Source organism: Oceanospirillum multiglobuliferum (genome assembly GCF_900167095.1).
Lineage (GTDB): Bacteria > Pseudomonadota > Gammaproteobacteria > Pseudomonadales > Halomonadaceae > Oceanospirillum > Oceanospirillum multiglobuliferum.
Genome location: NZ_FUXG01000006.1, coordinates 51,189 through 76,476, shown reverse-complemented (window position 1 = coordinate 76,476; position 25,288 = coordinate 51,189). Strand labels below are relative to the sequence as shown.

Below are 25,288 nucleotides of genomic sequence, written 5' to 3'. Positions count from 1 at the left end.
TCGCCTACAGCTGGAGCGAATAATGAACACAGTGGATTTTGATGCGGTAAAACGCTACCTGCTGGACTTACAAGATCGCATCTGTGCAGCGTTGGCTGCTGAAGATGGTCAGGCAAATTTTGTGGAAGACAGTTGGCAGCGTGAGCAGGGCGGGGGTGGCCGAACACGCTTGATCACCAACGGTGCCGTGTTTGAAAAAGGGGGCGTGAACTTCTCCCATGTGTTTGGTGGACAACTGCCAGCCAGCGCCACCGCGGTACGTCCAGAGTTAGCAGGTCGCAGCTTCCAAGCTGCTGGCGTGTCACTGGTGATGCACCCCAATAACCCTTATGTGCCCACCTCTCATATGAATGTACGCATTTTCGTCGCTGAAAAAGAGGGCGAAGCTCCAGTGTGGTGGGTGGGGGGTGGCTATGACCTAACCCCTTATTACGGTTTTGAACAAGACTGCATCGACTGGCACCAAGTGGCCAAAGCCACCTGTGAGCCTTTTGGTGCTGAAGTGTATCCGCGTTACAAAAAATGGTGTGACGAGTATTTCTATCTTAAACACCGTGATGAAGCCCGTGGTGTGGGTGGCCTGTTCTTTGATGATTTAAACGAGTGGGGCTTTGAGCGCTGCTTTGAGTTTATCCGTGCGGTGGGCGACAGCTATGTGTCGGCTTATCAACCGATTGTGAATCGTCGCAAAGATACCGCCTTTGGTGAGCGTGAGAAAAAATTCCAATGCTACCGTCGTGGTCGTTATGTGGAGTTCAATTTGGTGTTTGACCGTGGCACGCTGTTTGGCTTGCAGTCCGGTGGCCGTACCGAGTCGATTTTGATGTCATTGCCACCTGTTGTGCACTGGGATTATGCGTATCAGCCAGAGTCTGGCAGCGCAGAGGCAGAGCTGTATGACAAATTTTTACCCCATCGTGAATGGGTTTAACGCGGTTTAATGAATTAATTTTTTGGTATGAGGCTCGCAATGGCTCAAGTACAGATCGCCTATATTATGGACCCGCTGTGTGGTTGGTGTTATGCCGCTGCACCCATCATCGACCAGATGCGAAACGCTTTTGGCGACCAGATACAATGGCAAGTCTATGTGGGGGGCTTAATGCCAGAATCACGGGTGTTAGGGCCTCGCTTTCGGGAGCATATCTTGTCGGCTTGTCAGCGTATCGAGCAGCTCACGGGGCAGCCGTTTGGTGATGGTTTCAAGGCACTGATTCAACAACCGGATAGCGCCCTAGACTCTCGTCCTGCCGCTCTTGCGATTCGCGAGCTGATCTTACAGGGCGACATGAACAAAACCTTAGACTTGATCAAACGTTTACAGCATCAACACTACGTTGAAGGCTTTACCTTGACTGAGCCTGAGGTATTACTCGGTGCCGCAGAGGGCTTACTGGATGATCCGCAATCTTTAGCGGCATTACTGGCTCAGCCTGAAAACTGGAGTGCTGAAACTGAAAGCTTATTCTTCCAAGGCCACAACATGCTGACCGCCGCCGAAGGCCAAGGTTATCCAACCTTAGCGATAAAATATCGTGGGCGTTATCAAAAGCTACCCCATGAACAATTTTATCAACAGCCCGAACAGCTGATTGCACAGCTTACGCCGCTGGTGGCGGAGATTTGTGCCGATTAACCTCCACGTTATGTTATCCACACCCTGATTTGTAACCGCACCACCGAGGAGCCTGATGATGACCGACCGTTATGCCGTGTTTGGCAATCCCATTGCCCATAGTAAATCACCCGCCATTCATCAGCGCTTTGCCGAACAAACTCAGCAAGCGCTGACGTATGAAGCTTTGTTGGCGCCTGTGGATCAATTTGCCGAGAGTTTTCAGCAGTTTTTGCAGCAGCAGGGGCGTGGCGCGAATGTCACCGTTCCCTTCAAGCAAGAGGCTTTTGCATTGGCAGAACAACTGACTCCGCGTGCGCAGCGGGCGGGTGCGGTGAATACCCTATGGCAAGATGCGCAGGGTGTGGTACATGGCGACACAACCGATGGTATCGGCCTAGTGCGTGATCTTATCCACAACCACAACCTCAGCTTAAAAGACAAACGCATCTTAATTTTAGGTGCTGGGGGCGCGGTGCGAGGGGTGATTGAACCGATCTTGGCCGAGCATCCCGCGCAACTGGTGATCGCCAACCGTACCCTCAGCAAAGCACAGGAGCTGGTGCCACTCTTTGCTGAGTTTGGCTCAATCAGCGCCTGTGGTTTTGATGAGCTAGAAGGCCAACAGTTTGATTTGGTCATCAACGGTACGGCTGCCAGTCTTGCGGGAGAGCTGCCACCTTTACCGGATCAACTGTTGGCGCAAGGTGCCGCTTGTTACGACATGATGTATGGCAAAGCGCAAACCGTATTCAACCGTTGGGCAGTGGCGCATGGTGCGGTTCAAGCCATTGATGGTTTGGGGATGTTAGTCGAGCAAGCCGCAGAAGCCTTTCAAATTTGGCGCGGAGTGAAACCAAATACACAACTTGTAATTGCCGAATTGCGCGCTGCACTGAATAGTTAACTATTTTTTTGAAAGTTGTTTGAGCCTGAAACAGGCTCAAACTTAAACTAACAGCAGGTCTAGGGATTTAGGTTTGTGAGCTTCCGACCAGCTGAATACTCTTTCCATAAGCGCAAAAAGTGATCGCTCATGAAAAACAGCAGGCTCAATAAAATAATGCCTGCGCCTATCAGCATTTCAGCGGTCACGGTTTCACCATAAAGCTGGCTACCCAAAAATAGCGCCATTACCGGAGTAATTAGGGTAATAAGCGCCACAATTGCAGGGGGTAGTTTTGCAATTAAATGGAAGTAGGCAATAAAGCCAACCAGTGAACCTAATATCGCAAGGTAAAGCACGGCAGCAATGCTATGACTGCCCACGTTTTCCCAGTACAGCGTTGTGCCCGTCAACAATATGCTAAGAGCATAAAGCGGTAGAGAACAGATTAAAGTACCAACGGTTTGCTGTAATGGGTGCAGATTATTACCAAAGTGCTTCATTAAAATATTACTGATGCTAAATAGTAATACCGCGAATAATGCTAACAAAATGCCGTAAATACCTTGCCCTGTAATCACCAGTTGATCAGTGAATACTACCGCTAGTCCACCTACACCCATGAGTGCTGCAAGCCACTGTTTTACACTCATTTTTCCAGAAGGCAAAAAGAAGTGTCCTAAAGCGCCTGTCATAATGGTGGTTAAACCAAATAGAACTGAGATTAGCCCCGATGGAATCCATTGTGCGGCAAGATAAGTCGCACCCATGGCGCCAAACACCCCGACAACCGATGCTAAATAAGCACGCAATTGCGGCCAGCGCCAATGTAGCGGCAGGCGCATCACGCGCAGTAAAACCAAACCTGCCAGTGCGGCAATCCCCATACGTAGAAAAGCCGCCATGAGCGGTGGTAAAGACTCATTGCTAATCACAATCGCAAGTGGTGTCGTTGACCAGATTAAAACCGTTAATCCATAAGCTATAGGGACAGACATTTCTTATTTCCTTATCGAGCATTGAAAATGCAGCAGCCCTAATAAAAAAGGCCGCTACAGTGAGCGACCTTTCAAGAGTTACCAATGACTCAGGTTTTATCGCCAATACCATAACGCTACAGCTACACAGCGTAGTGCTGGTCGCCATAGATAAGCAGTAGAAAAGTTAGGTTTTGGCATAAAAAACATAGTTTTATTCTCTCGTAGAGAGCCTATATAGTGGCTTATAACGTAAAAAGGTGATGGGTTATACTAAGTGACTTTGTTTTAAAATAACAAGGTGATTTTGAGGACTCAATTGAAAATATTTAATCAAGGTGATGATTGGCTCAAAATAAGCCAATCAACCTAATAGTCACAGGCACATACTGCATTTCATCTATTCGTGATTAACCAAGCAACAAGCTGTCGTCACTCAACTCTTCGCCTTTGTTGCGCGAGAACAGCGCAAGTAAGTCCGGCACGTCTAGCCCTTTCCGTTCGTCGCCTTGCACGTCAAACGCGATATTGCCTTCGTGCAACATCAGGGTTCTATCGCCCACGTCTAAGGCTTGGCGCATAGAGTGTGTCACCATCAGTGCCGTTAGATTTTGTTCTTCGATAATGCTGCGGGTGAGCTCTAAAACAAAGGCAGCTGTTTTAGGATCAAGAGCAGCGGTATGCTCATCTAGTAGCAAAATTTTCATCGGCTGTAGGGTGGCCATTAGCAAGCTGACTGCTTGACGTTGACCGCCAGACAGCAGTCCCATGCGATCACCCAAGCGCTGTTCTAGACCTAAACCCAAACGACTGAGACGCTCGCGGAATAATTCTCGATATTCGCTACGAATGGAACGACTCAAGCCTCGGCTTTGCCCACGTTTCAGCGCCAGCGCCATGTTCTCTTCAATGCTCAGCGCTTCGCAGGTGCCCGCGAGGGGATCTTGAAACACCCGCGCCACTAATCCCGCACGCTTGTTAGTTGGCCAGAGGGTTACATCTTGTTCATCGATAAAGATCTGGCCTTGGTCTGCAATCACCTCCCCCGCCAACGAGTTTAGGAAGGTGGATTTACCTGCGCCATTACTCCCAATAACAGTAACAAACTGGCCTTCTGGAATACTCAGGTTTATCCCTCGAAGGGCGTGATTTTCCAGTGGTGTACCTGCGCCAAAGGTGAGGTGTAGCTGTTCAACTTGAATCATTGGGCACCTCGGCGGCGTTTAGATAAGTTTTGTTTCATCTTGGGTGCCACAATCGCTAAGGTCACTAACACGGCGGTAATCAGGTTAAGGTCTTGCGCTTTTAGGCCAATCCAATCGGCATTCAGAGCTAAAGCGATTACTAAGCGGTATAACACTGCGCCAATTAAACAGGCAAAAATCCAACGGGCGATAGTACGAGTCGACAAAATTGCCTCGCCGCCAATCACCGCTGCCAAGCCAACGACGATGGTGCCTACGCCCATCGTCACATCTGCCGTGCCTTGGCTTTGGGCAAATAATGCACCCGCTAACCCAACCAAACCATTGGCCAGTGCTACGCCCAAAATGGTTAAACGCCCCGTGTGAATACCGTTCGCCCGTGCCATTTTGCTGTTCACTCCGGTGGCGCGCATGGCAAGACCTGTTTCAGAGGTCATAAAGCGCACCAGCAAAACAAACACCACCAATACAACCGCGCTGATCAGCAACGGGGCTGACAGATAATAAGGTAGATCCCAGTTGTCCATCGGGGTAAAGATGGTTTCATCACCTAACAAGGCTACGTTGGGTTTACCCATAATGCGTAGGTTGATGGAGTAAAGCGCTATCATCGTCAGAATAGACGCCAGCAAGTTCATAATCTGCAAACGTACGTTCAACCATGCGGTGAGTGCGCCCGCGGCAAACCCTGCCGCAATGGCCATTGCAGTGGCCAACCAAGGATTCCAACCCAATACAATTAGAGTCGCGGCTACCGCAGCGCCAAGGGGGAAACTACCGTCTACGGTCAGGTCGGGAAAGTCCAAGATGCGAAAGGCGATAAACACCCCAAACGCCACTAGACCAAACAGCAGTCCAGATTCGATGGCACCAAAAAAGGCTATTGCACTCACTATGATTTCACTTCAGTCATCGGGTTGATCTGTGTAAGGACAATCTACGGTAATCGCAGATCGTCACTCACAAAGTTTAGGCTGGGTTTAGTCAACAATCTGCTTGGCTTGCTGTAGCAGTTCAGGAGATAAGGTAATACCCATACGCTCTGCCGCTTTAGGGTTTAGGAATAACTCCATTTTTTCCACGCCTTCAACGGGCATATTTTTAGGGGATTCGCCTTTTAAAATGCGTTCCACCATCACACCGGTTTGGCGACCCACTTGATAGTAGTTAAAGCCCACCGCAGCGATTGCACCACGGTTGACAGAATCCGTGTCCCCTGCGATCACTGGAATATCCGCTTGCTCTGCGACTTTCAGTACCGCTTCAAGGGCAGAGATGACGGTGTTGTCGATCGGCAGATAGATCACATCCACTTTGCCGACCAGTGAACGAGCAGCGGCCAACACATCGGCTGATTTTGTCGCAGCAGCTTCAACCACTTTTAAACCACGGGCAGGGGCTTGGTCATGTACTTGTTGTACGGAGCTGACCGAGTTCGCTTCACCCGGATTAAAGATCACGCCCACAGTTTTGGCACTGGGTACAATCTGTTTGACCAGATCCATATGTTTGCCCATTGGCAGCATATCGGTTGTGCCCGTTACCCAGCGTGTCGGCTGATCTAACCCTTTAACCAGTTTGGCACCAACAGGATCAGTTACCGCAGAGAACACCACCGGAATACCACGGGCCGCTGACACTGCGGTTTGTGCAGAAGGTGTCGTGATGGCCACGATCACATTAGGGGCATCACCAGCAAACTTTTTGGCAATCTGAGCCGCAGTTGCAGGGCTGCCTTGTGCGCTTTCGTAGTTCCATTTTAGGTTTTGCCCTTCCACATAACCACGCTCGGCTAACTCATCTTTAACCCCTTGGCGAATGGCATCCAATGCAGGGTGTTCTACAATCTGAGTGATCGCTACAGAGACGGTTTCAGCCGCCAATACCAATGGCGCAGCCGTTAGACTTGCCGCAGCAAGTACAGAGCCAGCCAACAGCTGGCGCAGTTTAGAATTGAACAGCATACAAATCCCCCCGAAAAAAGAGCAACTATACCGCATAAGCAGCCAATATCGACAATTCAACCTGCTAATATAGGCCAAGTTAGTACAATTTTTTGGAGAAATCGTGAACGATAGTCCAATACCTAAGCAGGTTTTAATCACCAGTATGGTGGCGCAGATCCCCGAAGGGCGGTTTAGCACTTATGGACGTATCGCAGCGCTACTTCCTGAAACCCATGCGCGGCAAGTGGCGAGAGTCTTAGCACAACTGCCAGCAGGTTCTACTTTGCCTTGGCATCGGGTCGTGAATAGCCAATTTAAAGCCTCTACTTTTGGTCACTGTGCTGAACAACAAGCCCGTTTACGGGCAGAGGGTTTGCTATTTGATCAAAAAGGCCGTCTACCCAAAGACAAAGTTTGGCCAGAGTCTCTTTCAACAACCGACACACAACCTGAGAAATTTTGTAAAAAAATTTCAAATTCAGAGACTTAAGCCATATTTTCAGGCAGAAATTTTTAAGCCAAAAGCGCACTAGACAAAAGTCTACTTTATTGATTTTTAAGCTTTATTTGCATGAAAAACACGCCATTTATTGAAAATTACTTCATTTTTACCCCTTTAATTGATGAATCTTATTCATCTTAAAGTGAGTAAATCTGGAACGGATATTACAATTCGTTGTGTTACCATAGCGCCCCTGTTGTGACTTGGCCTTAGATTCATCAGCTTGTGCGGCCTAACCACCCATTAGGCAAAAGATGCACGGCTACCCCATCGGCTTATCGAATTGATAAGCGGTGTGAATCTCCAACAACAATAGATGGTTCGCTACAGCTTACATCTCAGATCGGCAACAGGCCGTGACCGTTAGAGGATTCCAGCAAAATGGCTACTACGTCTCTTGATAAGAGCAAGATCAAAATTCTGTTACTGGAAGGTGTGCACCAGTCTGCCGTCGACAGTTTCAAAGCAGCGGGTTACACCAATATCGAGTATCACACCGCATCCCTACCTGAAGCAGAGTTAAAAGAGTCGATCAAAGACGCTCACTTCGTTGGTATTCGTTCGCGCACTCAACTGACAGAAGAGATCTTCGACGCAGCAGAGAAACTGGTTGCAGTGGGTTGCTTCTGCATCGGCACCAACCAAGTTGACCTGAAAGCGGCCATGATCCGCGGTGTAGTGGTCTTTAATGCGCCTTACTCCAATACTCGCTCAGTTGCAGAGTTGGTATTGGCTGAGTCCATCATGTTATTGCGCGGCGTGCCTGAGAAAAACGCGGTATGTCACCGTGGTGGCTGGCAGAAAACTGCGAAAAATTCTTTCGAAATTCGTGGTAAAACGCTGGGTATCATTGGTTACGGCAGTATCGGTTCTCAACTGTCTGTACTAGCCGAATCTCTGGGTATGAAAGTGATCTACTTTGATGTGATCACTAAACTACCACTGGGCAATGCCTCTCAAGTTGGCACCATGAACGAACTGCTCAACAGAGCCGATATCGTGTCTTTGCACGTACCTGAGACTGAAGCCACTAAGTGGATGATGGGCCCTGAGCAGTTTGCTGAAATGAAACAAGGTTCAATCTTCATCAACGCGGCACGCGGCACTGTTGTTGATATTGACGCCTTAGCAGCGACTTTAGAGTCGGGCAAACTATTGGGCGCGGCAATTGACGTATTCCCAGTAGAGCCACGCTCTAACGATGACGAGTTCATCTCACCGCTACGCGCTTTTGACAACGTCATCCTGACCCCTCACGTAGGTGGTTCAACGATGGAAGCGCAAGAGAATATAGGTATTGAAGTGGCTGAGAAGCTGGTGAAGTACAGTGACAACGGCACCACCACCAGCGCAGTGAACTTCCCAGAAGTGGCATTGCCTTCTCACCCTGGTAAGCATCGTTTACTGCACCTGCACGAAAACGTACCGGGTGTATTGTCTAATGTGAACAAAGTATTGTCAGACAACGGTGTGAACATTATCGGCCAATACCTGCAAACCAACGAGAAAGTGGGTTATGTGGTAGTGGATGTGGATAAAGAGTACAGCGCACAAGCGCTACAGGCACTGCGCTCGGTGAAAAACACCTTGCGTGTACGTGTACTGTTCTAACCGAGTCTTTATTGACCGATCAAAGCCCAGCCGTCAAACGCTGGGTTTTTTTATGTTGGCAGATTGGCTTTTTTGATACCCTGAACAGATTGCAATTAGAGCCATGACAGATCAAGGATTTGGAGTTCATTATGAAAAAGCATCTATTGTCTACTGCTGCTTTAACAAGCGTTTTAGTATTGGGTTTGAGTGCTTGCAGTAGCACGCCTGAAGAAGAGCAAGTTGCCGTACCGACTTACCCCTCATGGATTGATAAACCTGTTGTGGCCGATGGCATTGCTGAAAGTGCCTGCGTCAGCTCCAGTGGCAACATGACGCTGGATAAGAAACGCGCCACCGCCAACGCCCGTGCCATGATCGCCCAATCCATTGAGTCACGTATTAAAGCGATGGATAAAACCTATCAACGTGTGACAGAAAGCGAACAAGAGATGACCTCTGGTTCTACATTTGAGAGCGTTTCAAAGCAGGTCACAGAACAAAATCTGCGCGGTACTAAGGTGCTGGAAAGCGGCTACTTCAAGATTAATGACAAAAACCAATACTGCGTTATGGTCGGTTTTGGTCAGCAAGAAACCAAAGCGATTTTTGATAACGCCATGAATGCCGCCAAAGCGGAGATGAGTCCAACTTCTGAACGGGCAATGTATGAAGAGTTTCGCGCCTACAAAGCGCAGCAAGAGATGGAAGAGTCCTTACGTTAAGCGAGTAAAAGGTATAGGCTGAGCCACCTCGGCCTATACCTTCTGCGGTAAGGTGATCGTAAAGGTTGTGCCTTTGCCTTGTTCGCTTTCACAACGGATCAAGCCCTTCATCTGTCCGGTGACTAAGTTATACACCAGATGAGAGCCTAGCCCGCTGCCCCCAGCGCCGCGCTTAGTGGTATAGAAAGGCTCAAATATTTTCTGTACACCTTCTTTGCTCATTCCGCAGCCGTTGTCGCTGAACACCAGCTGAATCTGGTTTGAGTCTAACAAGCTGATCTCTATTTTGATTATGCCCTTGTCGACCTTTTCGAATGCATGTATCACCGCGTTCATTACCAGATTGGTGATCACCTGCGCTAGTGCCCCCGGATAGGATTCTAGCTCAATCAGCTCATCACCTTTTACTTCGATACGGTGCTGAGACTTTTTCAGTACGGGCTGCAATGAGAACAAAATTTCTCGAATATAAGCGCATAGCGTGAAGCGTCGCCGCTCTTCACTACTCTGATCAACCGCTACTTGTTTAAAGCTTTGGATCAGTTTAGAGGCTCTGAGGTTATTACTCACCAATATCTCTAAAGCATCGGTGTTGTAATCTAGGAAGTGGTTGAAATCTTGCTCGGTCATCTGTTTGCTTTGATAAAGCTGGCGTAAACGTTTTAGCTCTTCTTGCATACTACTAGCAGCAGTTAAGCAAACTCCGATTGGGGTATTAATTTCATGGGCAACCCCTGCTACCAAGCCGCCAAGAGATGACATTTTCTCAGCTTCAACTAATTGCTGCTGAGCTTGTTTCAACTGTGTAAGAGTTGTTTCTAGCTCGATATTGGTGGCACGTAAAGTTTCTGTACGCTGCTGTACTCTAAGCTCAAGTTTGTCATTGGCTTCTTTAAGTGCATCACGGGCCTGTTCAGCTTCTATTTGAGCTTTATCTTTCTGGCGAATCTCTTGGGTAAGAAGGTGCTCATGATCTTGTATCACTCGCTGCATACTTAAAAAGCTTTTGGCTAAACCTCCCAACTCATCCTTGCGTTGCGTATCTAAAAAGATATTACGTTCACCGTCGGCTACTTTGTGAATCGCATAAGTGAACTCGCGCAAAGGCTTCCCAACTTGCCAAGATAACAGCAGATAAACGATGGCTAGCTCAAGCAGTAGTGAAATAAAGCTGATCTGCAAAACAAATTCAGAGCTTTTAAAGGCTTGCTCTTCGATAGATTGTCTTGGATAGGCTGCGACTATATACCAGTCAGGCTCTGGTATATGGCTTATGGCGAGGTAAAAGTCACTTTCTGGCATATCAACAATATAGTGCCCTAGGGGCTTATATTGCACTTGCTCAAATGCAAGCCTTAGCATCTGATCTTCTGAGTCAGAGACTTTAAACTGTCCACCGGAATCATAGATCTCTCTCATCAGTTTGGGATGTGCGATGAGGTGGCCGTTGCGGGAAAAAATAAAGTTGAATGCGCCTGTAAAACGTTCATTCAAAGTGCGTTGTATTATGTCATAGATCAGCACATCCTGACCGACCGTGCCGATCTGTTGCCCCTCATGCATTAAAGGTGCAATACCGCTGACCATCCATTTTTTAGAAACTTGGTCAAAATAGACTTCGCTCCATTGTGGCTTTAGCCCAGGGTTGTTTTCTCTTGGGTGAAAGTAATAAGGTTGTTCGATGAATTTGATATCGGTCTCGACAAAATTCGACCAACTGACCTCCGGCCAATACACAGAGATAAAATTTTCTTGGCCAATCAAATAAAGGTTAGGAGATTGTTTATGCCATGCAGCACCAAACTGACGTGCCAGATCAAAGAATAGTAAACTACGATATTTCAGCTCATCGGTAAGCACGGTTTCATCATCAATAAACACTCCTGCATGCTCATGCCAGTTAGAATATTCAGCTTTGTTTCGCCAAGAACCATCCTCTAAACGAGAAAAGTAGCGCTCAAAGTTATGCAAATATTCAGGTGGTTTCGGACGCTGTAGCAGCACAGAAAAACGTTCTTTTACTAAATGCAGGTTTGACTCTACCTGCTCAAATATTTGTCTTTCTCTGGCACTGCGTTCAGCAACATATTGTTTTATTTGGGCAAGATAGAGTACTTCGGCCTTTTCTTTGAAGTGTAGAAAAGCAATGCTGCTACCTACAGCGATGACGACCGCGATTAGGGCTGCAACCTGAAGCATGGTTTTTGCTGCAATTGAGTTGATATATTTATTCAACACGCCAGAATCCCTGATTATTTTAGCCACCCTTTAAGTAATAGGTTATCGCGCTTGTCTTCTCAATCTCTATCTCCTCAGTGCCCATTGTGTCAGCACAGTGCCACCACTCTTTTTTTCAAAGACCCAAAACGTCATTACTGGCAATGTGCCGTCTGTGCGCTGGTCTTCGTGGCAAAGGCGGAACAGCTCAGCCATGAGGAGGAAAAAGCCTTTTATGGTTTTCACGAGAACGACCCTAATGATCAGGGTTATCGTCGCTTTCTAGATCGCATGGCATTGCCGATGCAGCAGCGTGTCGCCAAAGGGGCTAAAGGCTTAGATTTTGGCTCAGGGCCAGGCCCCACACTTTCGGTGATGTTGCAAGAGCGCGGCTATCAGATGAAGATCTTTGACCCTTACTTTGCCAATCAACCAGAGGTGTTAACAGAGTCCTATGACTTTATCACCAGTACAGAGGTGTTCGAGCACCTATCTGCCCCCCATCTGATCATAGAACAACTGCTGAGCTTATTAAAACCCGAAGGTTATTTGGGGGTGATGACCAAACGTTTGGTTGCGCCAGCGCATTTTTCAGGTTGGCATTATAAGAATGACCCCACCCATATCAGCTTTTATGCCGACCAAAGTTTCCAGTGGATGGCTGACCATTACGGGTTGCAGCTTGAGTTGATCGATCAGGATGTGGTGGTTTTACAAAAACGGGCGCAATAGTTGCACCCGTTCGGGGGAGGTCATTGGTCAGACGACAGGGGAAGCGCCTGATGAGAGGTGTGGTAGAAGCCTTACAATGACATCCGCCACATATTCGGTCAGCTCAGTGCCCATCTCTGCACGGAAATATTGGGGATTTTCACTGCCCAACACCAGATAGCCTTTTACGCCACCTCGATTAAGCGGCACTACTGCCGCTGAACCGTCTGAAATCACACTGTGTTCAAACAGCAGCTCTAACTGCTTGGCGCTTACGGTGGAGCAGAACGAACGGTTGCGTCCGACCAAGTTTTGCAGCAGCACCAGTAACTCAAAATCAGGCTTGATCACCAGTGTTGACGTGTTAACAAAATCGGTCTGGGCAGCCGATTCCAGTAACACTAATCGGGTATGTTCAGTGCCAAAGCTGTTCACGAGCTGCTCATTTAAAGTCGCCGCCAGTTCATGCAGGTCTTGGCTGTCCATCAGTGCGATGATCAAACGACGGGTGCGACTGAGTTGCATGTCGTTATGACGTGCGGTGTCTAACAGGTCTTCCAGATGATCTTCACGGTCAGCCAAACGCTCACGTAACAACACCAGTTGTCGTTCAACCAACGACACCGCCTTACCTGTTGGGTGTGGCAACGTCAGTTGACGCAGTAACGCCTCATGCTGCTGAAAAAAGTGGGGGTTTTGCGCCAAATAGCGCGCCACCTGTTTGGCATTCACGGGAGCAGAGGAAATAGCGCCCTCCCCCAGCAAACTCGATGCACTGTGAAGATCGTCTGGAATATCACTCATAGATAGATCTGTCCTTCAAAAACACGGGTTGCGGGGCCTGTCATCATGACGGGTTGTCCTTTACCCTGCCAATGGATTTTTAAGGTGCCACCGGGCAAGTGTACTTGCACGTTCTCATCGAGCAGACCTTGCACCCGACCCGCAACAACCGCAGCGCAAGCCCCTGTGCCACAGGCTAAAGTTTCCCCAGCGCCCCGTTCAAACACCCGCAGGCGCACTTCGCTGCGGCTGATGATCTGCATAAAGCCCACGTTGACCCGGTTCGGAAAGCGTGGATGCACTTCGATCTTCGCCCCTAACTGCTCAACAGGCGCTTGGTCAACATCGTCCACCACCAGTACCGCATGAGGGTTGCCCATCGACACCGCACCAATTTGATAGGTTTGGCCGTCAACCTCAAGGCTGTAGCTGTCTGCTTGCTCTGGCGCTTGAAACGGAATCTGTTCTGGCACCAGCTTAGGCGCGCCCATATCCACCGTCACACCACCATCTTCGGTTAAACGCAGTTCGATATTGCCGCCTGCGGTTTCCACTTTAATGATCTGTTTGTTGGTCAGGTGTTTGTCATAAACAAAACGTGCAAAACAACGGGCACCGTTGCCACATTGCTCCACTTCGCTGCCATCGGCATTAAAAATACGATAGCAGAAATCCATCTCAGGATTGTTGGGTGCTTCTACAACTAAGAGTTGATCGAAGCCGATGCCAAAGTTCCGATCAGCCAATGCGCGTACTTGATCAGGAAACAGTTTGGCGCGCTGAGAGACCAGATCAACCACCATAAAGTCGTTGCCCAGCCCATGCATTTTGGTAAATTTCAGTAGCATTGAACGCTCCTCGGGCGACCACTTTGCTCGCAGCCGCCCTTGATCTGTGCTGAGTCCGAGATTATTCCGGCAGTACCGCTTCACCCGCAATTTGGTGAGCAAAGGTTTCACGCTGACGCACGATATGACTTGCTGCGCCATCCACCATCACTTCAGCCGCACGGTTACGGCTGTTGTAGTTAGAGGACATGGCAAAACCGTAAGCGCCCGCAGAGCGTACCGCCAACAGATCACCCTGTTGTAGCGCCAGCTCACGATTCTTACCGATAAAGTCGCCAGTTTCACAGATTGGGCCTACCAGATCATAGGTCTCAGTTTTAACCGACTCGTCGGCCTGCTCTACTGGAATAATCGCCTGCCATGCACCATAGAGTGACGGGCGTAGCAGATCGTTCATCGCCGCATCCACCACTGCGAAATTCTTCGCTTCTGTCGGCTTCAAGTACTCAACGCGAGTGACCAGAATCCCCGCATTCGCAGCAATAGAGCGTCCCGGCTCCATAATCAAGGTTAAAGGCTGATTGCCCAAGCGTGCCAATACTTTGCTGGCATATTCGCTAGGCTCTGGTGGTGTTTCTTGATCGTAACGCACACCCAAACCACCGCCCAGATCAAGGTGTTTGATCTGCACGCCTTGCTCGGCCAAACGGGCAATCAAGTCTAACAAACGATCCAGCGCATCTAAGAAAGGCGTGCTTTGGGTCAGCTGAGAACCAATATGGCAATCAACCCCTTGCACATCTAAGTTTGATAAGCTGGCCGCTTTCAGATACACCGCTTCTGCACGGTCGATGGCGATACCAAACTTGTTCTCTTTTAAACCAGTTGAGATATACGGGTGGGTTTGTGCATCTACATCAGGATTCACTCGCAGCGAAACAGCGGCTTTAACGCCCATCTCTGCGGCCACGTCGTTTAGGCGGTCTAGCTCAGCCTCAGACTCAACGTTAAAGCACTTGATACCTACTTCTAAAGCACGACGCATCTCGTGCGCTTGTTTGCCCACGCCTGAGAAAATGACTTTAGCCGCATCGCCTCCCGCAGCCAGAACGCGCTCAAGTTCGCCAATTGATACAATGTCAAAACCTGCGCCTAAGCGCGCCAATACATTCAACACGGCCAAGTTGGAGTTGGCTTTTACCGCATAGCAGATCAGGTGCGGGTGATCTCCCAACGCCTCATCATAAGCGCGGTAGTGGCGCTCTAAGGTTGCGCGGGAATAAACATAAAGCGGGGTGCCATACTGTTCAGCCAATGCGGTAACCGCAACATCTTCGGCGTATAAAGAACGGCCTTGGTAATTAAAAAAATCCATGATTCTGTGCTCTCGGCATTAATAAGGGTCTGTTGTTATACGGATCAATCACTGTGCCTGTTGGGCGGCGGGTGCTGAGTCGGGCAGGTAGAGTGGGCCTTTCTGCCCACAAGCTACCAGTGCCACCGTGGCACTCAGCAACAGCACTTTTAGCAGGTTAAAGCGCTGCATTAGCGCTGTGCTGCCAGTTGTGCCAACGCCGCACGTCCACGCTGTACCGCAGCGCGCACTTGATCTGGCGCGGTGCCACCAATATGGTTACGGGCGCGCACAGAGCCTTCTAGGGTTAACACTTCAAACACATCTTCGGTGATCACATCTGAGAACTGTTGTAGCTCTTCTAACGTCATCTCACCCAGATCTTTTCCGGTTTGCACGCCATAACCCACAGACTTACCAACAATTTCATGGGAGTCACGGAATGGGATGCCTTTACGCACAAGGTAATCTGCCAAATCAGTTGCGGTTGAGAAACCACGCAATGCAGCCTCACGCATCACCTCTTTACGCGGTTGTAGCGCCGGAATCATATCGGCAAAGGCACGCAGTGAACCCTGCAGTGTATCCACCACATCAAAAATCGGCTCTTTGTCTTCTTGGTTGTCTTTGTTGTATGCCAATGGTTGAGACTTCATCAGCGTTAGCAATGAGAACAGGTGACCAAAAACACGACCGCTTTTACCACGTACCAACTCAGGCACGTCTGGGTTTTTCTTCTGCGGCATAATCGACGAGCCAGTACAGAAGCGGTCAGGCAGGTTGATAAAGTTGAACTGGGCAGAGGTCCACAGCACCAACTCTTCTGACATGCGCGACAGGTGCATCATGATCAGACTGGCTGCGGCTGAAAACTCGATGGCAAAGTCACGATCAGAAACTGAATCCAAAGAGTTCTCAGTTGGACGATCAAAGCCCAACAGCTCGGCTGTCAGATGACGATCAATCGGATAGGTTGTGCCCGCCAGTGCCGCAGCGCCTAGCGGCAGAATGTTGATGCGCTTGCGGCAATCTTGCAGACGCTCATAGTCACGCACCAGCATCTCAAACCATGCCATCAGGTGATGGCCAAAGGTTACAGGTTGAGCGGTTTGCAGGTGAGTAAAGCCCGGCATAATAGTGTCGGCTTCGCGTTCAGCCAGATCTAACAAACCTTGTTGTAAACGGGTCAGCTCTGCTGAGATATGATCCACTTCATCACGCAGGTACAAACGAATATCGGTTGCCACTTGGTCGTTACGTGAACGGCCTGTGTGCAGTTTTTTACCCGTAATACCGATCTTCTGCGTTAAACGCGCCTCAATGTTCATGTGAACATCTTCAAGCGCCACCGACCATTCAAACTGGCCTTGCTCGATCTCGTCACGAATTTCAGTCAAACCCTGAATAATCTGATCACGCTCGTCATCGGTTAACACCCCAACTTTGGCCAACATGGTGGCGTGGGCAATAGAACCTTGAATATCTTGGCGATACATACGCTGATCAAAATCAACTGAAGCGGTAAAACGTGCAACAAACGCATCAGTTGGCTCACTAAAACGACCACCCCATTGCTGGTTGGTACTGGCTTTCTCAGACATGACAAATCCTCTCGCGTGTCAGCCTATTGGCTGGATGGCTAAGCTAAAATATTGCGGCATTATAACAGCAAGCCCTTGAGGGGTGGATTGCTTTAATGGAGAAAACAGGCGAAAGCACAGATGTTTTATTTTTCTAGCCTGTTGAATCTGAGCGGTTTGCTGACGAAACAAATCCCCTTCATCCGACCTATGGCGGTGCCTAAAAAGATCAAGCTCTGCTAGAATCGAAAGCATTCATTTTTAGGGGTCAATTCACTGACCTAACCACCTTTTTTCATGCAGAGTTACCCACTTATGAGCCAACAAGTCATCCGCATTGCCACGCGTAAAAGCCCACTTGCCATGTGGCAGGCTGAGCATATTCAAGCCCGCTTAGAAGCCCTGCACCCAGCGCTGAAAGTTGAGTTGGTACCGATGAGCACGCAAGGTGACATTATTCTCGACACGCCTTTGGCCAAAATTGGCGGCAAAGGTTTGTTTGTGAAGGAGCTTGAGTTGGCGATGATGGAAGGCCGTGCGGATATCGCAGTCCACTCAATGAAAGATGTGCCGATGAATCTGCCAGAGGGTTTTGCGCTGCCAGTGATTTGCAAGCGTCATGCACCAACCGATGCGTTTGTGTCGAACCTCTACAATGCATTTGATGAGCTGCCGCAAGGCGCTGTAGTGGGGACTTCTAGTTTGCGCCGTGAGCTGCAACTACGCGCCCTGCGCCCTGATTTAGTGGTGAAAAGCCTGCGCGGCAACGTGCAAACCCGTTTGGCGAAATTAGACGCCGGTGAGTTTGATGCCATCATTCTGGCGACCTCTGGCTTGCAACGTATGGAGATGGACAGCCGTATTCGTCAAGAACTGCCAGCGGAAGTAAGCCTGCCAGCAGTAGGTCAAGGTGCATTAGGCATTGAAACCCGTGCCGGAGATGAGGAGATCATCAAACTGTTGGCGCCTTTACGTGATGAAGACACTTGGCTGACTGTCAGTGCAGAGCGTGCGATGAACCGTCATCTAGAAGGCGGTTGCCAAGTGCCGATTGGCGGTTTTGCCGAGTTGGTGGATGACGGGGCTAATATCCGTTTACGCGCCTTGGTGGGCGAGCCTGACGGTACTCTGTTACTACGTGCTGAACGGATCGGTAGTGCTCAAGACCCTGAAGCGCTGGGTGTGGCTGTGGCAGAAGAGCTGATAGCCCAAGGTGCCAAAGCCATTTTAGACCGAGTGTATCAACGTGTCTGAAAGACTCAGTCCAGCGGTCAAGCTGCTCAAAACGGATGGTAGCCCGTTGCAGGTGATTGTCACTCGCCCAGAAAACCAAGCTGCACCTTTGATGAGCCTATTACAGCAAGCGGGTGCGCAGCCCTTTTCGATTCCGCTGTTGGCGATTGAATCATTGCCGGAAAGTCATGAGCAACGCACCACAATGCTGAACCTTGACCTGTTCCACAAGGTGATCTGTATCAGCCCGAATGCGGCACAATTGTTTCTTGAACGTATGGATCAATACTGGCCGCAACCGCCCATTGGCATACAATGGGTGACACCGGGTCAGGGCAGCGCCAAAGCCTTAGAACAGTGGGGTCTGCCCGTGGTGTATCCCACAGAGGGCGACAACAGCGAAGCGATGCTCAATTTGCCTGCGCTGCAAAAGGTCAGTGGTGAGAAGATACTGCTTTGCAAAGGTGAGTCTGGCCGTGAACTCTTGCATGAGCAACTGTGCGCCCGAGGCGCTCAAGTTACGCTGCTGCCCTTGTATCGTCGCGTTTGCCCTGCTCTCTTGGCGGCAGAGCGAGAAATCTTGCAAGAGGCTGAGTTTGATGTGGTGATGATCAGCAGCTCTGATGCGCTGAAGAATTTGGTACAGTGCGTGGGATCTAGTGCCCCCGCACTGTTTGGCAAAACAATTTTAGTGTCTAGTCCCCGTTTACGCCTTGAGGCTCGTGCCCTTGGCTTTAAAAAAATAGTCCAAGCCCGAGGGGCAGGCACTCAATGGCAACTGGCAGCATTGGCAACAATTGCAAGCCAGCGCTAACGCATGAGGCGATCTAATGAGCGATAAACAGCACACCCCCCCTGTCTCTCCAGCATCTCATCAGCCTGAGGAGAAACCTGTTGCGGATCATTTGGTTTCTGAGACCTCTGCCTCGGCAACGGGTGATCAAGGCAGCGCTATCCTTATTTCGCCTGAAAAGCCTGAGTCAACGGATAAGCCAAAAACTGAAACCGAAAAACCTGCCGCTGAAGCCTCAATTGCGCAAAAGCAGACTTCTATCCCTGAGCCTTCCTCTCAGACGAAAACCGCAAGCCCGCGTCGACCAACCTCTGACAACCCTCAGAAACAGCCTTTGGCTCAATTAAGCTTGGTGGTTGGTATCGCAGCCCTTGGTTTAGCAGGCTTTGCCGGATTCAGTCTATGGCAGCAGCAACAGAATCAAGATCAGTGGCAATCGACCTTGACGCAGCAACAGCAGCAGATTCAGCAGTTGCAACAGCAGCTTGACCAACAGCAGCAGCAACTCAAGCCATTAGCGCCCTTAGTGCAACTGCCTGCACAAACGCAAACTCTTGTCGCCGAGCAGAATAAACAGCGCCAGCAGTTGGTGGGGCTTGCCGCAGAACTGAACAAAGCCCAAGGCCCTAAACCCAATGATTGGCTACAAGCGGAAGCCGAGTATTTATTACGTCTTGCCAACCACCGTTTACAGCTAGAAGGCGATTTGGTAGGGGCTGAAAAACTGCTTGCCAGTGCCGATGAGCGCTTACAAAGCGCCGACAATCCCGCTTTATTTGCCGTACGCGAAGCCATCGCAACAGAACGTTTAGCGCTGAGCAGCATTGGCGCAGTGGACAAAAGCGGTTTGTACTTTGCTCTTTCTGCTTTAGAGAACCAAATTGAGCGTTTACCTCTGCCCATGTCTCCAGAGGAAAGCAGCGAACTCAACCAACCCTCTTCAGACACAAGCGACAGCCCAGATACACCGCTTTGGCTCAGCGTTTGGCATGAGTTGAAAGGTTTGGTGATTATTCGTCAGCGGGAACAGGCGATTAGCGCACTTTTACCGCCTGAGCAAACCGCTTATCTACGCCACAACTTACGCCTTACCTTACAGCAGACCCAAATTGCGCTGATGAAAGAGGATAACCGCCTCTATCAAAGCTTATTGACTCAAGCCGCCCACTGGGTGGAGGCGTATTTTGATCTTCAACAGCCACTGACAACGAGCACGCTTAATGAACTCAAACGTCTCAGCCAGTTGAATATTCAAACGGTGAGGCCTGATATTTCCGCTTCTTTGCAGTTATTACGTGAACAGCAGAAGCACCGCTTCACGCCTGTACAGGAGCCTAAAGCATGAAGGTATTGTATATCGCCGCAGTGCTCGCTTTAACCACAGGTATTTTTGCAGGCTTGTTAATGCAGCAAGACCCTGGTTATGTATTATTCAGCTGGGGCAACACCACTGTTGAGATGTCGTTATGGGTTGCGTTGATTTTAATCTTCACTTTAGTCGTTGGCGTACATTTACTGTTGCGTCTACTGTCTGGTATTCGCCAGCCATTAAAAGTGTTGAACCTATTTTCCGCAGGCAATAAAGACAAGCGCGCCTTAAAAGCCACTGTCAGTGGCTTGTTATTACTGGCAGAGGGTCAGTGGCGTAAATCAGAACGCTTGTTGAAAAAAAGCGCGTTACGTTCTGGTGCTCCGCTGATCAACTATTTGGCAGCAGCGCGGGCAGCCCATGCCCAAGGCCATAACGAGCAAACTGATCTGATGCTGCAAAAAGCGCTTGAAAGCACCCCCAGTGCGGAAACCGCAGTGGCTATTTCTCAAGCGGAGTTTCAATACGAGCGGGGACAGTATGAGCAGTGCTTGGCGTCATTATTACGCCTACAAAAGAAAAATCCCAAGCATCGTTGGGTGCTGAAAACACTGTTAAAAGTATATCAAAAGCTGGGTGACTGGCAGGCGCTGCAAACGCTTTACCCCCAACTGCTCAGATATAAAGTACTCACTGAGGCAGAAGGCCAACAGCTACAACTTAAACTCTATAGCGAGCTGTTCCAGCAAGGCGCTCAGCTTGCCAAAGAGGAGCGTATTAGCCTGTTGCAGAATATTTGGCAGAAGATGCCTTCTGAGCTGAAAAGCAATGAAATGCTCAGTGAGGCATATGCCCGAGCCTTACATGCCAGTGGTGCGGAAGGGGCGTTAGAAAAGTTTATTGCGGAAAAGCTACGCCATCAGTGGTCAGACAATTTGGTGGTGATTTACGGCCTGCTAGGTAGCGGTACCGACAGTAAAAAGTTATTGGCACAAGCGGAGCAGTGGTTAAAACAATACGGCGACAAACCAGTCTTGCACTTAACCTTAGGTCGCTTATCGATTCGCAACCAACTTTGGGGTAAAGGTGCAGACTATTTAGAAGCCAGCTACAAACTGCAACCAATGGCGACAACGGCGGCAGAGCTGAGTCGGCTTTATTCTAGTATGGGACGCACCAGTAAAAGCCGTTTTTACTATCAGGCCTGTTTAGATCTCGCGGGTTATCACTTGCCTGAGCTACCAATGCCGAAAGATGCGCATTAAGCCGGACGGCTTATTAGCAATAGCGTCTATATTGAGAGCTATAGCTTAAAATCAGGAGAGTCATGATGACAAAAGTAGATCTCTGTGATGATATTCAAGGGTGTGATAATTGTCGTGATAAAGCACCTCTGTCATTTACATTCAGCTTCGCTTTTCAACCTATTGTTAGTGCAAAAAATAAGAAAATTGTCTCCTATGAAGCACTGGTTCGAGGCGTAAATGGCGAGCCAGCTAATAGCGTTTTCGCTAATGTTAACAATGATAATTTGTATCAGTTTGATCAGGCTTGCCGTGTCACCGCTATTAAAAAAGCGGTTGAATTAGGTTTAGATACTTATCTCAACCTGAACTTCACTCCTAATGCGGTTTACAAGCCAGAGCTCTGCATTCGCACAACCCTCGAGGCGGCCAAGCAATATGGATTTCCGGTCGAGAAAATTGTTTTTGAGGTTGTGGAAGGTGAGGAAGTAAAAGACAAACAGCACTTAGTAAATATTATTAATGCTTACAAAAAAATGGGGTTTAAGACTGCAATTGATGATTTTGGGGCTGGATATTCAGGGTTAAATTTGCTGGCGGATTATGAGCCAAATATCATTAAACTTGATCGAGATCTCATCGTCGATATTCACCAACATAGGCGCAGGCAAGCTATTATTCGAGGCATTATACTAGTGTGCAAAGAGCTGAACCTAGAGTTGTTAGCAGAAGGCGTCGAGCTAAAAGAAGAATATGAATGGCTGGTGGGACAGGGCATTGATTTATTCCAAGGTTACTACTTTGCTAGACCTGCCTTTGAACAATTAGTATCGGTTGACCCTGCGCTATTTTAAGCTGCTTCACGATTTATTTAAGGTTGTATATGAAGTCCGTATTGATAGTTGACGATATACCATCAAACAGAAAGATCGCCAGCGTGATTTTAAAGAAAAATGGCTGGCATACAGAGGAAGTTGATAGCGGTATAGCCGCGCTTAATAGAGATGACTTAGCCAAGTTCAGCCATATTTTGTTGGATATTAATATGCCAGATTTAGATGGCATGGAGACTTGTCGGCGCTTACGCGCTCAATCGGCCTTACAACACCTAAGAATTGTGGCCTACACTGCTCATGCGCTTGAGCATGAGCAGTGTGAAATAATGACAACTGGCTTTGATACGATCGTGATCAAACCCATCTCTGTTCAAAGCTTGCTGGCGGCATTAGAGGGGTAATACAGCGGAACCACTTTTATTGAAGCTTTTCTCAATATAGCACTGCCAAGTCTGGATCATGGACAATTGGCAGATTTAAGCGGAAGTGACTGCCTTGCTGCTCAATCGAGCTGACAAGCTCTAACTGTCCTCCCATCAACTCTGTTAACTCTTTAGCAATAGCCAGCCCTAAGCCTGTACCACCATGATGGCGTGTCACAAAATCTGAGGCCTGACGGAATGCTTCAAAGATATGTCCCTGAGCCTCTTCTGCGATACCTATACCTGTATCAACTACATCGAAGTAGAGCAGATCCTCGTGTTGACTAATACGCAATAACACATACCCTTCTGCTGTAAATTTCAGCGAATTATCCAGCAAATTGCCCAAAATCTGCTTTAAGCGTACAGGATCAAGATAGCAACTGAAGGTTTCCTCAAGCCGTAGCTCCATTTGCCAATCAAGCTGCTTTTTCTCTGCGTTATGGCGATAGAGGTGGCTTAAATCACGTAACCAAGGCGCGAGATAAACTTTTTCAGGTAATAATGTAAGCTGTCCGGCATCCATTTTCGCCATGTCGAGCATATCATCTACAAGGTGTAATAAATGCTCGCCGCTGTTTGCTATTACTGTCGCGTAATCTTTAACCTCTTCTGGGTCAGACGGATCCATTTTGATCACTTCGGCAAAACCTAAAACGCCATTAAGTGGTGTGCGTAATTCGTGAGACATGCGAGCCAAGAAATCATTTTTCATGCGACTGGCTTGTTCGGCAGAGATACGTGCTTGATCGGATAAGGCAAAAGATGCTTGTACGCCATCGGCCATACGGTTCAACGCGTCGCTTAGCTCCCCTAGCTCATCTTTTCGGCGGTGCTCAAAGCGAAAGTCGTACTCTCCTGCTTCGATTTTGGCTAGGCCTTGGCTGAAGCTTTTCACCATGTCTGTGAGCAATGAGGCCATCCATACCGCAATGATCACGACGATCGCCACCATTACCAGTGTCGAAACACTTAAGTTAACGGCAATATCGGCCATGATTTCATCAATCACGCTAAGAAGGTCGGTTTGTCTAGTGTGCAAATGTTCACTAAAGTCTTTCGCGCGACTCTCCATCATCTCTGCGGTTTTTTTCGCAGGCAGTTGGAAGTCGTCAATATTTGCACCAATGGTGACATAACCAAATCCGCGAGGGCTGTTACCATAATGTCCTGTGTAATACGGAATAGTCGCTGCGGTGGTCAGCTTCCAAACACCTGTCCATAGAATTAAAAAGGAACCCGAGCCACCATACTGAGTCAGGTCATACCAGCCCTTGCACTGAGGGGCAAAGTTAAGATAGCGACAATCTAAACCCAACTGGCCTTGCTGTGTCAGTTCCTTTGAAGGCTTCTTGCTGCGAGTTTGCTGCTCAAATGCAGGCACTCCTTCAAGGTAATCCTCTAAAGATTGTTGGCTCTTCTGCCACTCATCGTAGATTGAAGCTTCTAGCCAAGGCACGGCTCTTTCCCCTGTTTCAGGGTTGAATCCTACGATAGAGTGGTGACGAGGGTGGGCAATAGATCTGTCTTTATAATCCCAGATGAAGGCATAGTTGCCCTCTGCGGCATCAGCAATATTTTGATAACGTGTATTGCTTGGATGAATATTGTTTGTAAACGCCATAATGTGATCATGGTTAAGTGCTAATGTTAAGTAACCAATAATTTTATCGTTGCGTACTACAGGGGTTGCCCAGCGCACTATCCCTTTGAATTTTTTACCAACAGGATTTTCTTTACCTGCATAGGCTTCTTGCTCAGGTGTAAAAGGAATATTTTTTTGTGCGGCACGACTTGGTGTCATTGGACCCAGAATTTTAGAGGGTACATAGGGACCAATTACATCTGAAACATAGATCTCGCCAGCTTTAAGTTTTTTCAGATGAATAAAATAGTCCTCTGCTTTACTCCAAGTATTAGCAGGGTTTGAAACATCGTTCAGCTGAGAGGGTAAAAGATTGGAGCTTTGTACTTTGATCTGCTCCTGCCCATTGATATCAACAAAGGTAATCTCATGATAGAGCGGTGTTTCCTGGCTAGGCAGTACCGATTCTGGTACTCGGTAGTGGAATTCTTGTCGATTTTCTGGGTTAGTAGACGTAACGCTTTGGCTGACAAAATCATCGGTATCAATTTGCTGCCAATGACTTTGATCCTCCGATAAAGACCACTGTCCGCTGTCGACTAATTGACGTGTTCGATATTGTAAAAATTGCCTGAACTGCTGCTCGTTGAGTGGCAGCTGTGCGGCTAACAACAAGTCTTGATCTCGTGCGTATAGAAAATCTGCAATGCTGCGTGCAGTGTCAGTAGAAAGACGTTCAATCTCTTCACGAGCGCGATCATTTAAGGCTTTCTCGGCACTTAACGAGAAGGTGCTACCCATATCGGAAACAGTCGCTTGAACCTCTCGGCTTAAAAGGTCTGTTTCAGCACCTACGCGCTCACCAAGATAGAGCACACCCTGCCATGCCAATAGTGCCAATAAAATTAACGGCACAACTTTTATTAGCAAAAACAAGCTGACTAGTTTTGCTCTAATGCCTAACTTAACGGGCTGAGACATAGCATA

General features: G+C 48.5%; 24 protein-coding genes. 13 read left to right on the top strand and 11 right to left on the bottom strand.

Annotation, left to right across the window (positions count from 1 at the left end; all coding sequences use genetic code 11):
- Positions 1 to 22: 22 nt before the first annotated feature.
- Genes hemF through aroE form a run of 3 tightly spaced genes read left to right on the top strand, consistent with a single transcriptional unit; the run spans position 23 to position 2,522 of the window.
- The gene (gene hemF / locus B5D26_RS06005; protein WP_078744826.1) at positions 23 to 931 is read left to right on the top strand and encodes an oxygen-dependent coproporphyrinogen oxidase; all 909 of its coding nucleotides are present in this window, start codon (positions 23 to 25) and stop codon (positions 929 to 931) included.
- A gap of 39 nt (positions 932 to 970) precedes the next feature.
- Positions 971 to 1,636 (top strand): DsbA family protein, encoded by a 666-nt coding sequence (locus tag B5D26_RS06000; RefSeq protein ID WP_078744825.1) that lies wholly within the window; start codon positions 971 to 973, stop codon positions 1,634 to 1,636.
- A 55-nt stretch (positions 1,637 to 1,691) separates the two neighbouring features.
- Positions 1,692 to 2,522: a shikimate dehydrogenase gene (gene aroE / locus B5D26_RS05995; protein WP_327196250.1), complete on the top strand. Its 831-nt coding sequence runs from the start codon at positions 1,692 to 1,694 to the stop codon at positions 2,520 to 2,522.
- Positions 2,523 to 2,581: 59 nt separating this feature from the next.
- On the opposite strand, the gene B5D26_RS05990 is transcribed toward aroE, so the two are convergent.
- The 4 genes from B5D26_RS05990 to B5D26_RS05975 form a co-directional block, all read right to left on the bottom strand.
- Entirely contained in the window at positions 2,582 to 3,499 is a 918-nt protein-coding gene (locus tag B5D26_RS05990) for a DMT family transporter (protein WP_078744823.1), read from the bottom strand.
- A gap of 389 nt (positions 3,500 to 3,888) precedes the next feature.
- Positions 3,889 to 4,683, bottom strand: coding sequence for an ABC transporter ATP-binding protein (locus tag B5D26_RS05985; protein WP_078744822.1), 795 nt, complete (start codon positions 4,681 to 4,683; stop codon positions 3,889 to 3,891).
- A complete protein-coding gene (locus B5D26_RS05980; RefSeq protein WP_200810622.1) occupies positions 4,680 to 5,576 on the bottom strand; it encodes an ABC transporter permease in 897 nt (298 codons plus the stop codon). The genes B5D26_RS05985 and B5D26_RS05980 overlap by 4 nt, the downstream gene beginning before the upstream one ends.
- Before the next feature lie 87 nt (positions 5,577 to 5,663).
- Entirely contained in the window at positions 5,664 to 6,647 is a 984-nt protein-coding gene (locus B5D26_RS05975) for an ABC transporter substrate-binding protein (protein WP_078744820.1), read from the bottom strand.
- Positions 6,648 to 6,750: 103 nt separating this feature from the next.
- Between B5D26_RS05975 and B5D26_RS05970 the strand changes: the two genes are divergently transcribed.
- The 3 genes from B5D26_RS05970 (at position 6,751) to B5D26_RS05960 (ending at position 9,446) form a co-directional block, all read left to right on the top strand.
- Entirely contained in the window at positions 6,751 to 7,119 is a 369-nt protein-coding gene (locus tag B5D26_RS05970; RefSeq protein WP_200810621.1) for an MGMT family protein, read from the top strand.
- 393 nt (positions 7,120 to 7,512) lie between these two features.
- Positions 7,513 to 8,742: a phosphoglycerate dehydrogenase gene (gene serA / locus B5D26_RS05965; protein ID WP_078744819.1), complete on the top strand. Its 1,230-nt coding sequence runs from the start codon at positions 7,513 to 7,515 to the stop codon at positions 8,740 to 8,742.
- A 131-nt stretch (positions 8,743 to 8,873) separates the two neighbouring features.
- Positions 8,874 to 9,446 carry an LPP20 family lipoprotein gene (locus B5D26_RS05960; RefSeq protein WP_078744818.1) on the top strand — a complete coding sequence of 191 codons (573 nt, stop codon included), beginning with the start codon at positions 8,874 to 8,876 and terminating at the stop codon, positions 9,444 to 9,446.
- A 33-nt stretch (positions 9,447 to 9,479) separates the two neighbouring features.
- Here the strand turns inward: B5D26_RS05960 and B5D26_RS05955 are convergent, their stop codons facing one another.
- Positions 9,480 to 11,684 carry a sensor histidine kinase gene (locus tag B5D26_RS05955; RefSeq protein WP_078744817.1) on the bottom strand — a complete coding sequence of 735 codons (2,205 nt, stop codon included), beginning with the start codon at positions 11,682 to 11,684 and terminating at the stop codon, positions 9,480 to 9,482.
- 51 nt (positions 11,685 to 11,735) lie between these two features.
- Between B5D26_RS05955 and B5D26_RS05950 the strand changes: the two genes are divergently transcribed.
- Positions 11,736 to 12,395, top strand: coding sequence for a class I SAM-dependent methyltransferase (locus B5D26_RS05950; protein ID WP_078744816.1), 660 nt, complete (start codon positions 11,736 to 11,738; stop codon positions 12,393 to 12,395).
- A 27-nt stretch (positions 12,396 to 12,422) separates the two neighbouring features.
- Here B5D26_RS05950 and B5D26_RS05945 read toward each other — a convergent pair whose 3' ends face one another.
- The 5 genes from B5D26_RS05945 to argH form a co-directional block, all read right to left on the bottom strand.
- Complete coding sequence (locus B5D26_RS05945; protein WP_078744815.1) at positions 12,423 to 13,178, bottom strand: DUF484 family protein; 756 nt, start codon at positions 13,176 to 13,178, stop codon at positions 12,423 to 12,425.
- A complete protein-coding gene (gene dapF, locus B5D26_RS05940; RefSeq protein WP_078744814.1) occupies positions 13,175 to 14,005 on the bottom strand; it encodes a diaminopimelate epimerase in 831 nt (276 codons plus the stop codon). The genes B5D26_RS05945 and dapF overlap by 4 nt, the downstream gene beginning before the upstream one ends.
- Positions 14,006 to 14,066: 61 nt before the next feature.
- Complete coding sequence (gene lysA / locus B5D26_RS05935; protein ID WP_078744813.1) at positions 14,067 to 15,320, bottom strand: diaminopimelate decarboxylase; 1,254 nt, start codon at positions 15,318 to 15,320, stop codon at positions 14,067 to 14,069.
- A 48-nt stretch (positions 15,321 to 15,368) separates the two neighbouring features.
- Complete coding sequence (gene lptM, locus B5D26_RS05930) at positions 15,369 to 15,491, bottom strand: LPS translocon maturation chaperone LptM (RefSeq protein ID WP_078744812.1); 123 nt, start codon at positions 15,489 to 15,491, stop codon at positions 15,369 to 15,371.
- Positions 15,491 to 16,900, bottom strand: coding sequence for an argininosuccinate lyase (argH, locus tag B5D26_RS05925; protein ID WP_078744811.1), 1,410 nt, complete (start codon positions 16,898 to 16,900; stop codon positions 15,491 to 15,493). The genes lptM and argH overlap by 1 nt, the downstream gene beginning before the upstream one ends.
- Positions 16,901 to 17,194: 294 nt before the next feature.
- Here argH and hemC point away from each other — a divergent pair, with 294 nt between their 5' ends.
- The 6 genes from hemC to B5D26_RS05890 all read left to right on the top strand — a co-directional run bounded on the left by hemC (position 17,195) and on the right by B5D26_RS05890 (position 22,695).
- A complete protein-coding gene (hemC, locus tag B5D26_RS05915; protein WP_078744897.1) occupies positions 17,195 to 18,133 on the top strand; it encodes a hydroxymethylbilane synthase in 939 nt (312 codons plus the stop codon).
- The gene (locus B5D26_RS05910) at positions 18,126 to 18,926 is read left to right on the top strand and encodes a uroporphyrinogen-III synthase (RefSeq protein WP_078744809.1); all 801 of its coding nucleotides are present in this window, start codon (positions 18,126 to 18,128) and stop codon (positions 18,924 to 18,926) included. Before hemC ends, B5D26_RS05910 begins: the two co-directional genes overlap by 8 nt.
- A 16-nt stretch (positions 18,927 to 18,942) precedes the next feature.
- Positions 18,943 to 20,250 carry a uroporphyrinogen-III C-methyltransferase gene (locus B5D26_RS05905; RefSeq protein ID WP_078744808.1) on the top strand — a complete coding sequence of 436 codons (1,308 nt, stop codon included), beginning with the start codon at positions 18,943 to 18,945 and terminating at the stop codon, positions 20,248 to 20,250.
- Complete coding sequence (locus B5D26_RS05900; RefSeq protein ID WP_078744807.1) at positions 20,247 to 21,479, top strand: heme biosynthesis HemY N-terminal domain-containing protein; 1,233 nt, start codon at positions 20,247 to 20,249, stop codon at positions 21,477 to 21,479. The genes B5D26_RS05905 and B5D26_RS05900 overlap by 4 nt, the downstream gene beginning before the upstream one ends.
- A gap of 62 nt (positions 21,480 to 21,541) precedes the next feature.
- On the top strand, positions 21,542 to 22,312 hold the full coding sequence (locus B5D26_RS05895) for an EAL domain-containing protein (protein WP_234985201.1): 771 nt from the start codon (positions 21,542 to 21,544) through the stop codon (positions 22,310 to 22,312).
- A 29-nt stretch (positions 22,313 to 22,341) separates the two neighbouring features.
- A complete protein-coding gene (locus B5D26_RS05890) occupies positions 22,342 to 22,695 on the top strand; it encodes a response regulator (RefSeq protein ID WP_078744805.1) in 354 nt (117 codons plus the stop codon).
- A 31-nt stretch (positions 22,696 to 22,726) separates the two neighbouring features.
- Here the strand turns inward: B5D26_RS05890 and B5D26_RS05885 are convergent, their stop codons facing one another.
- Positions 22,727 to 25,282: a sensor histidine kinase gene (locus tag B5D26_RS05885; protein ID WP_078744804.1), complete on the bottom strand. Its 2,556-nt coding sequence runs from the start codon at positions 25,280 to 25,282 to the stop codon at positions 22,727 to 22,729.
- Between the last annotated feature and the right edge of the window lie 6 nt (positions 25,283 to 25,288).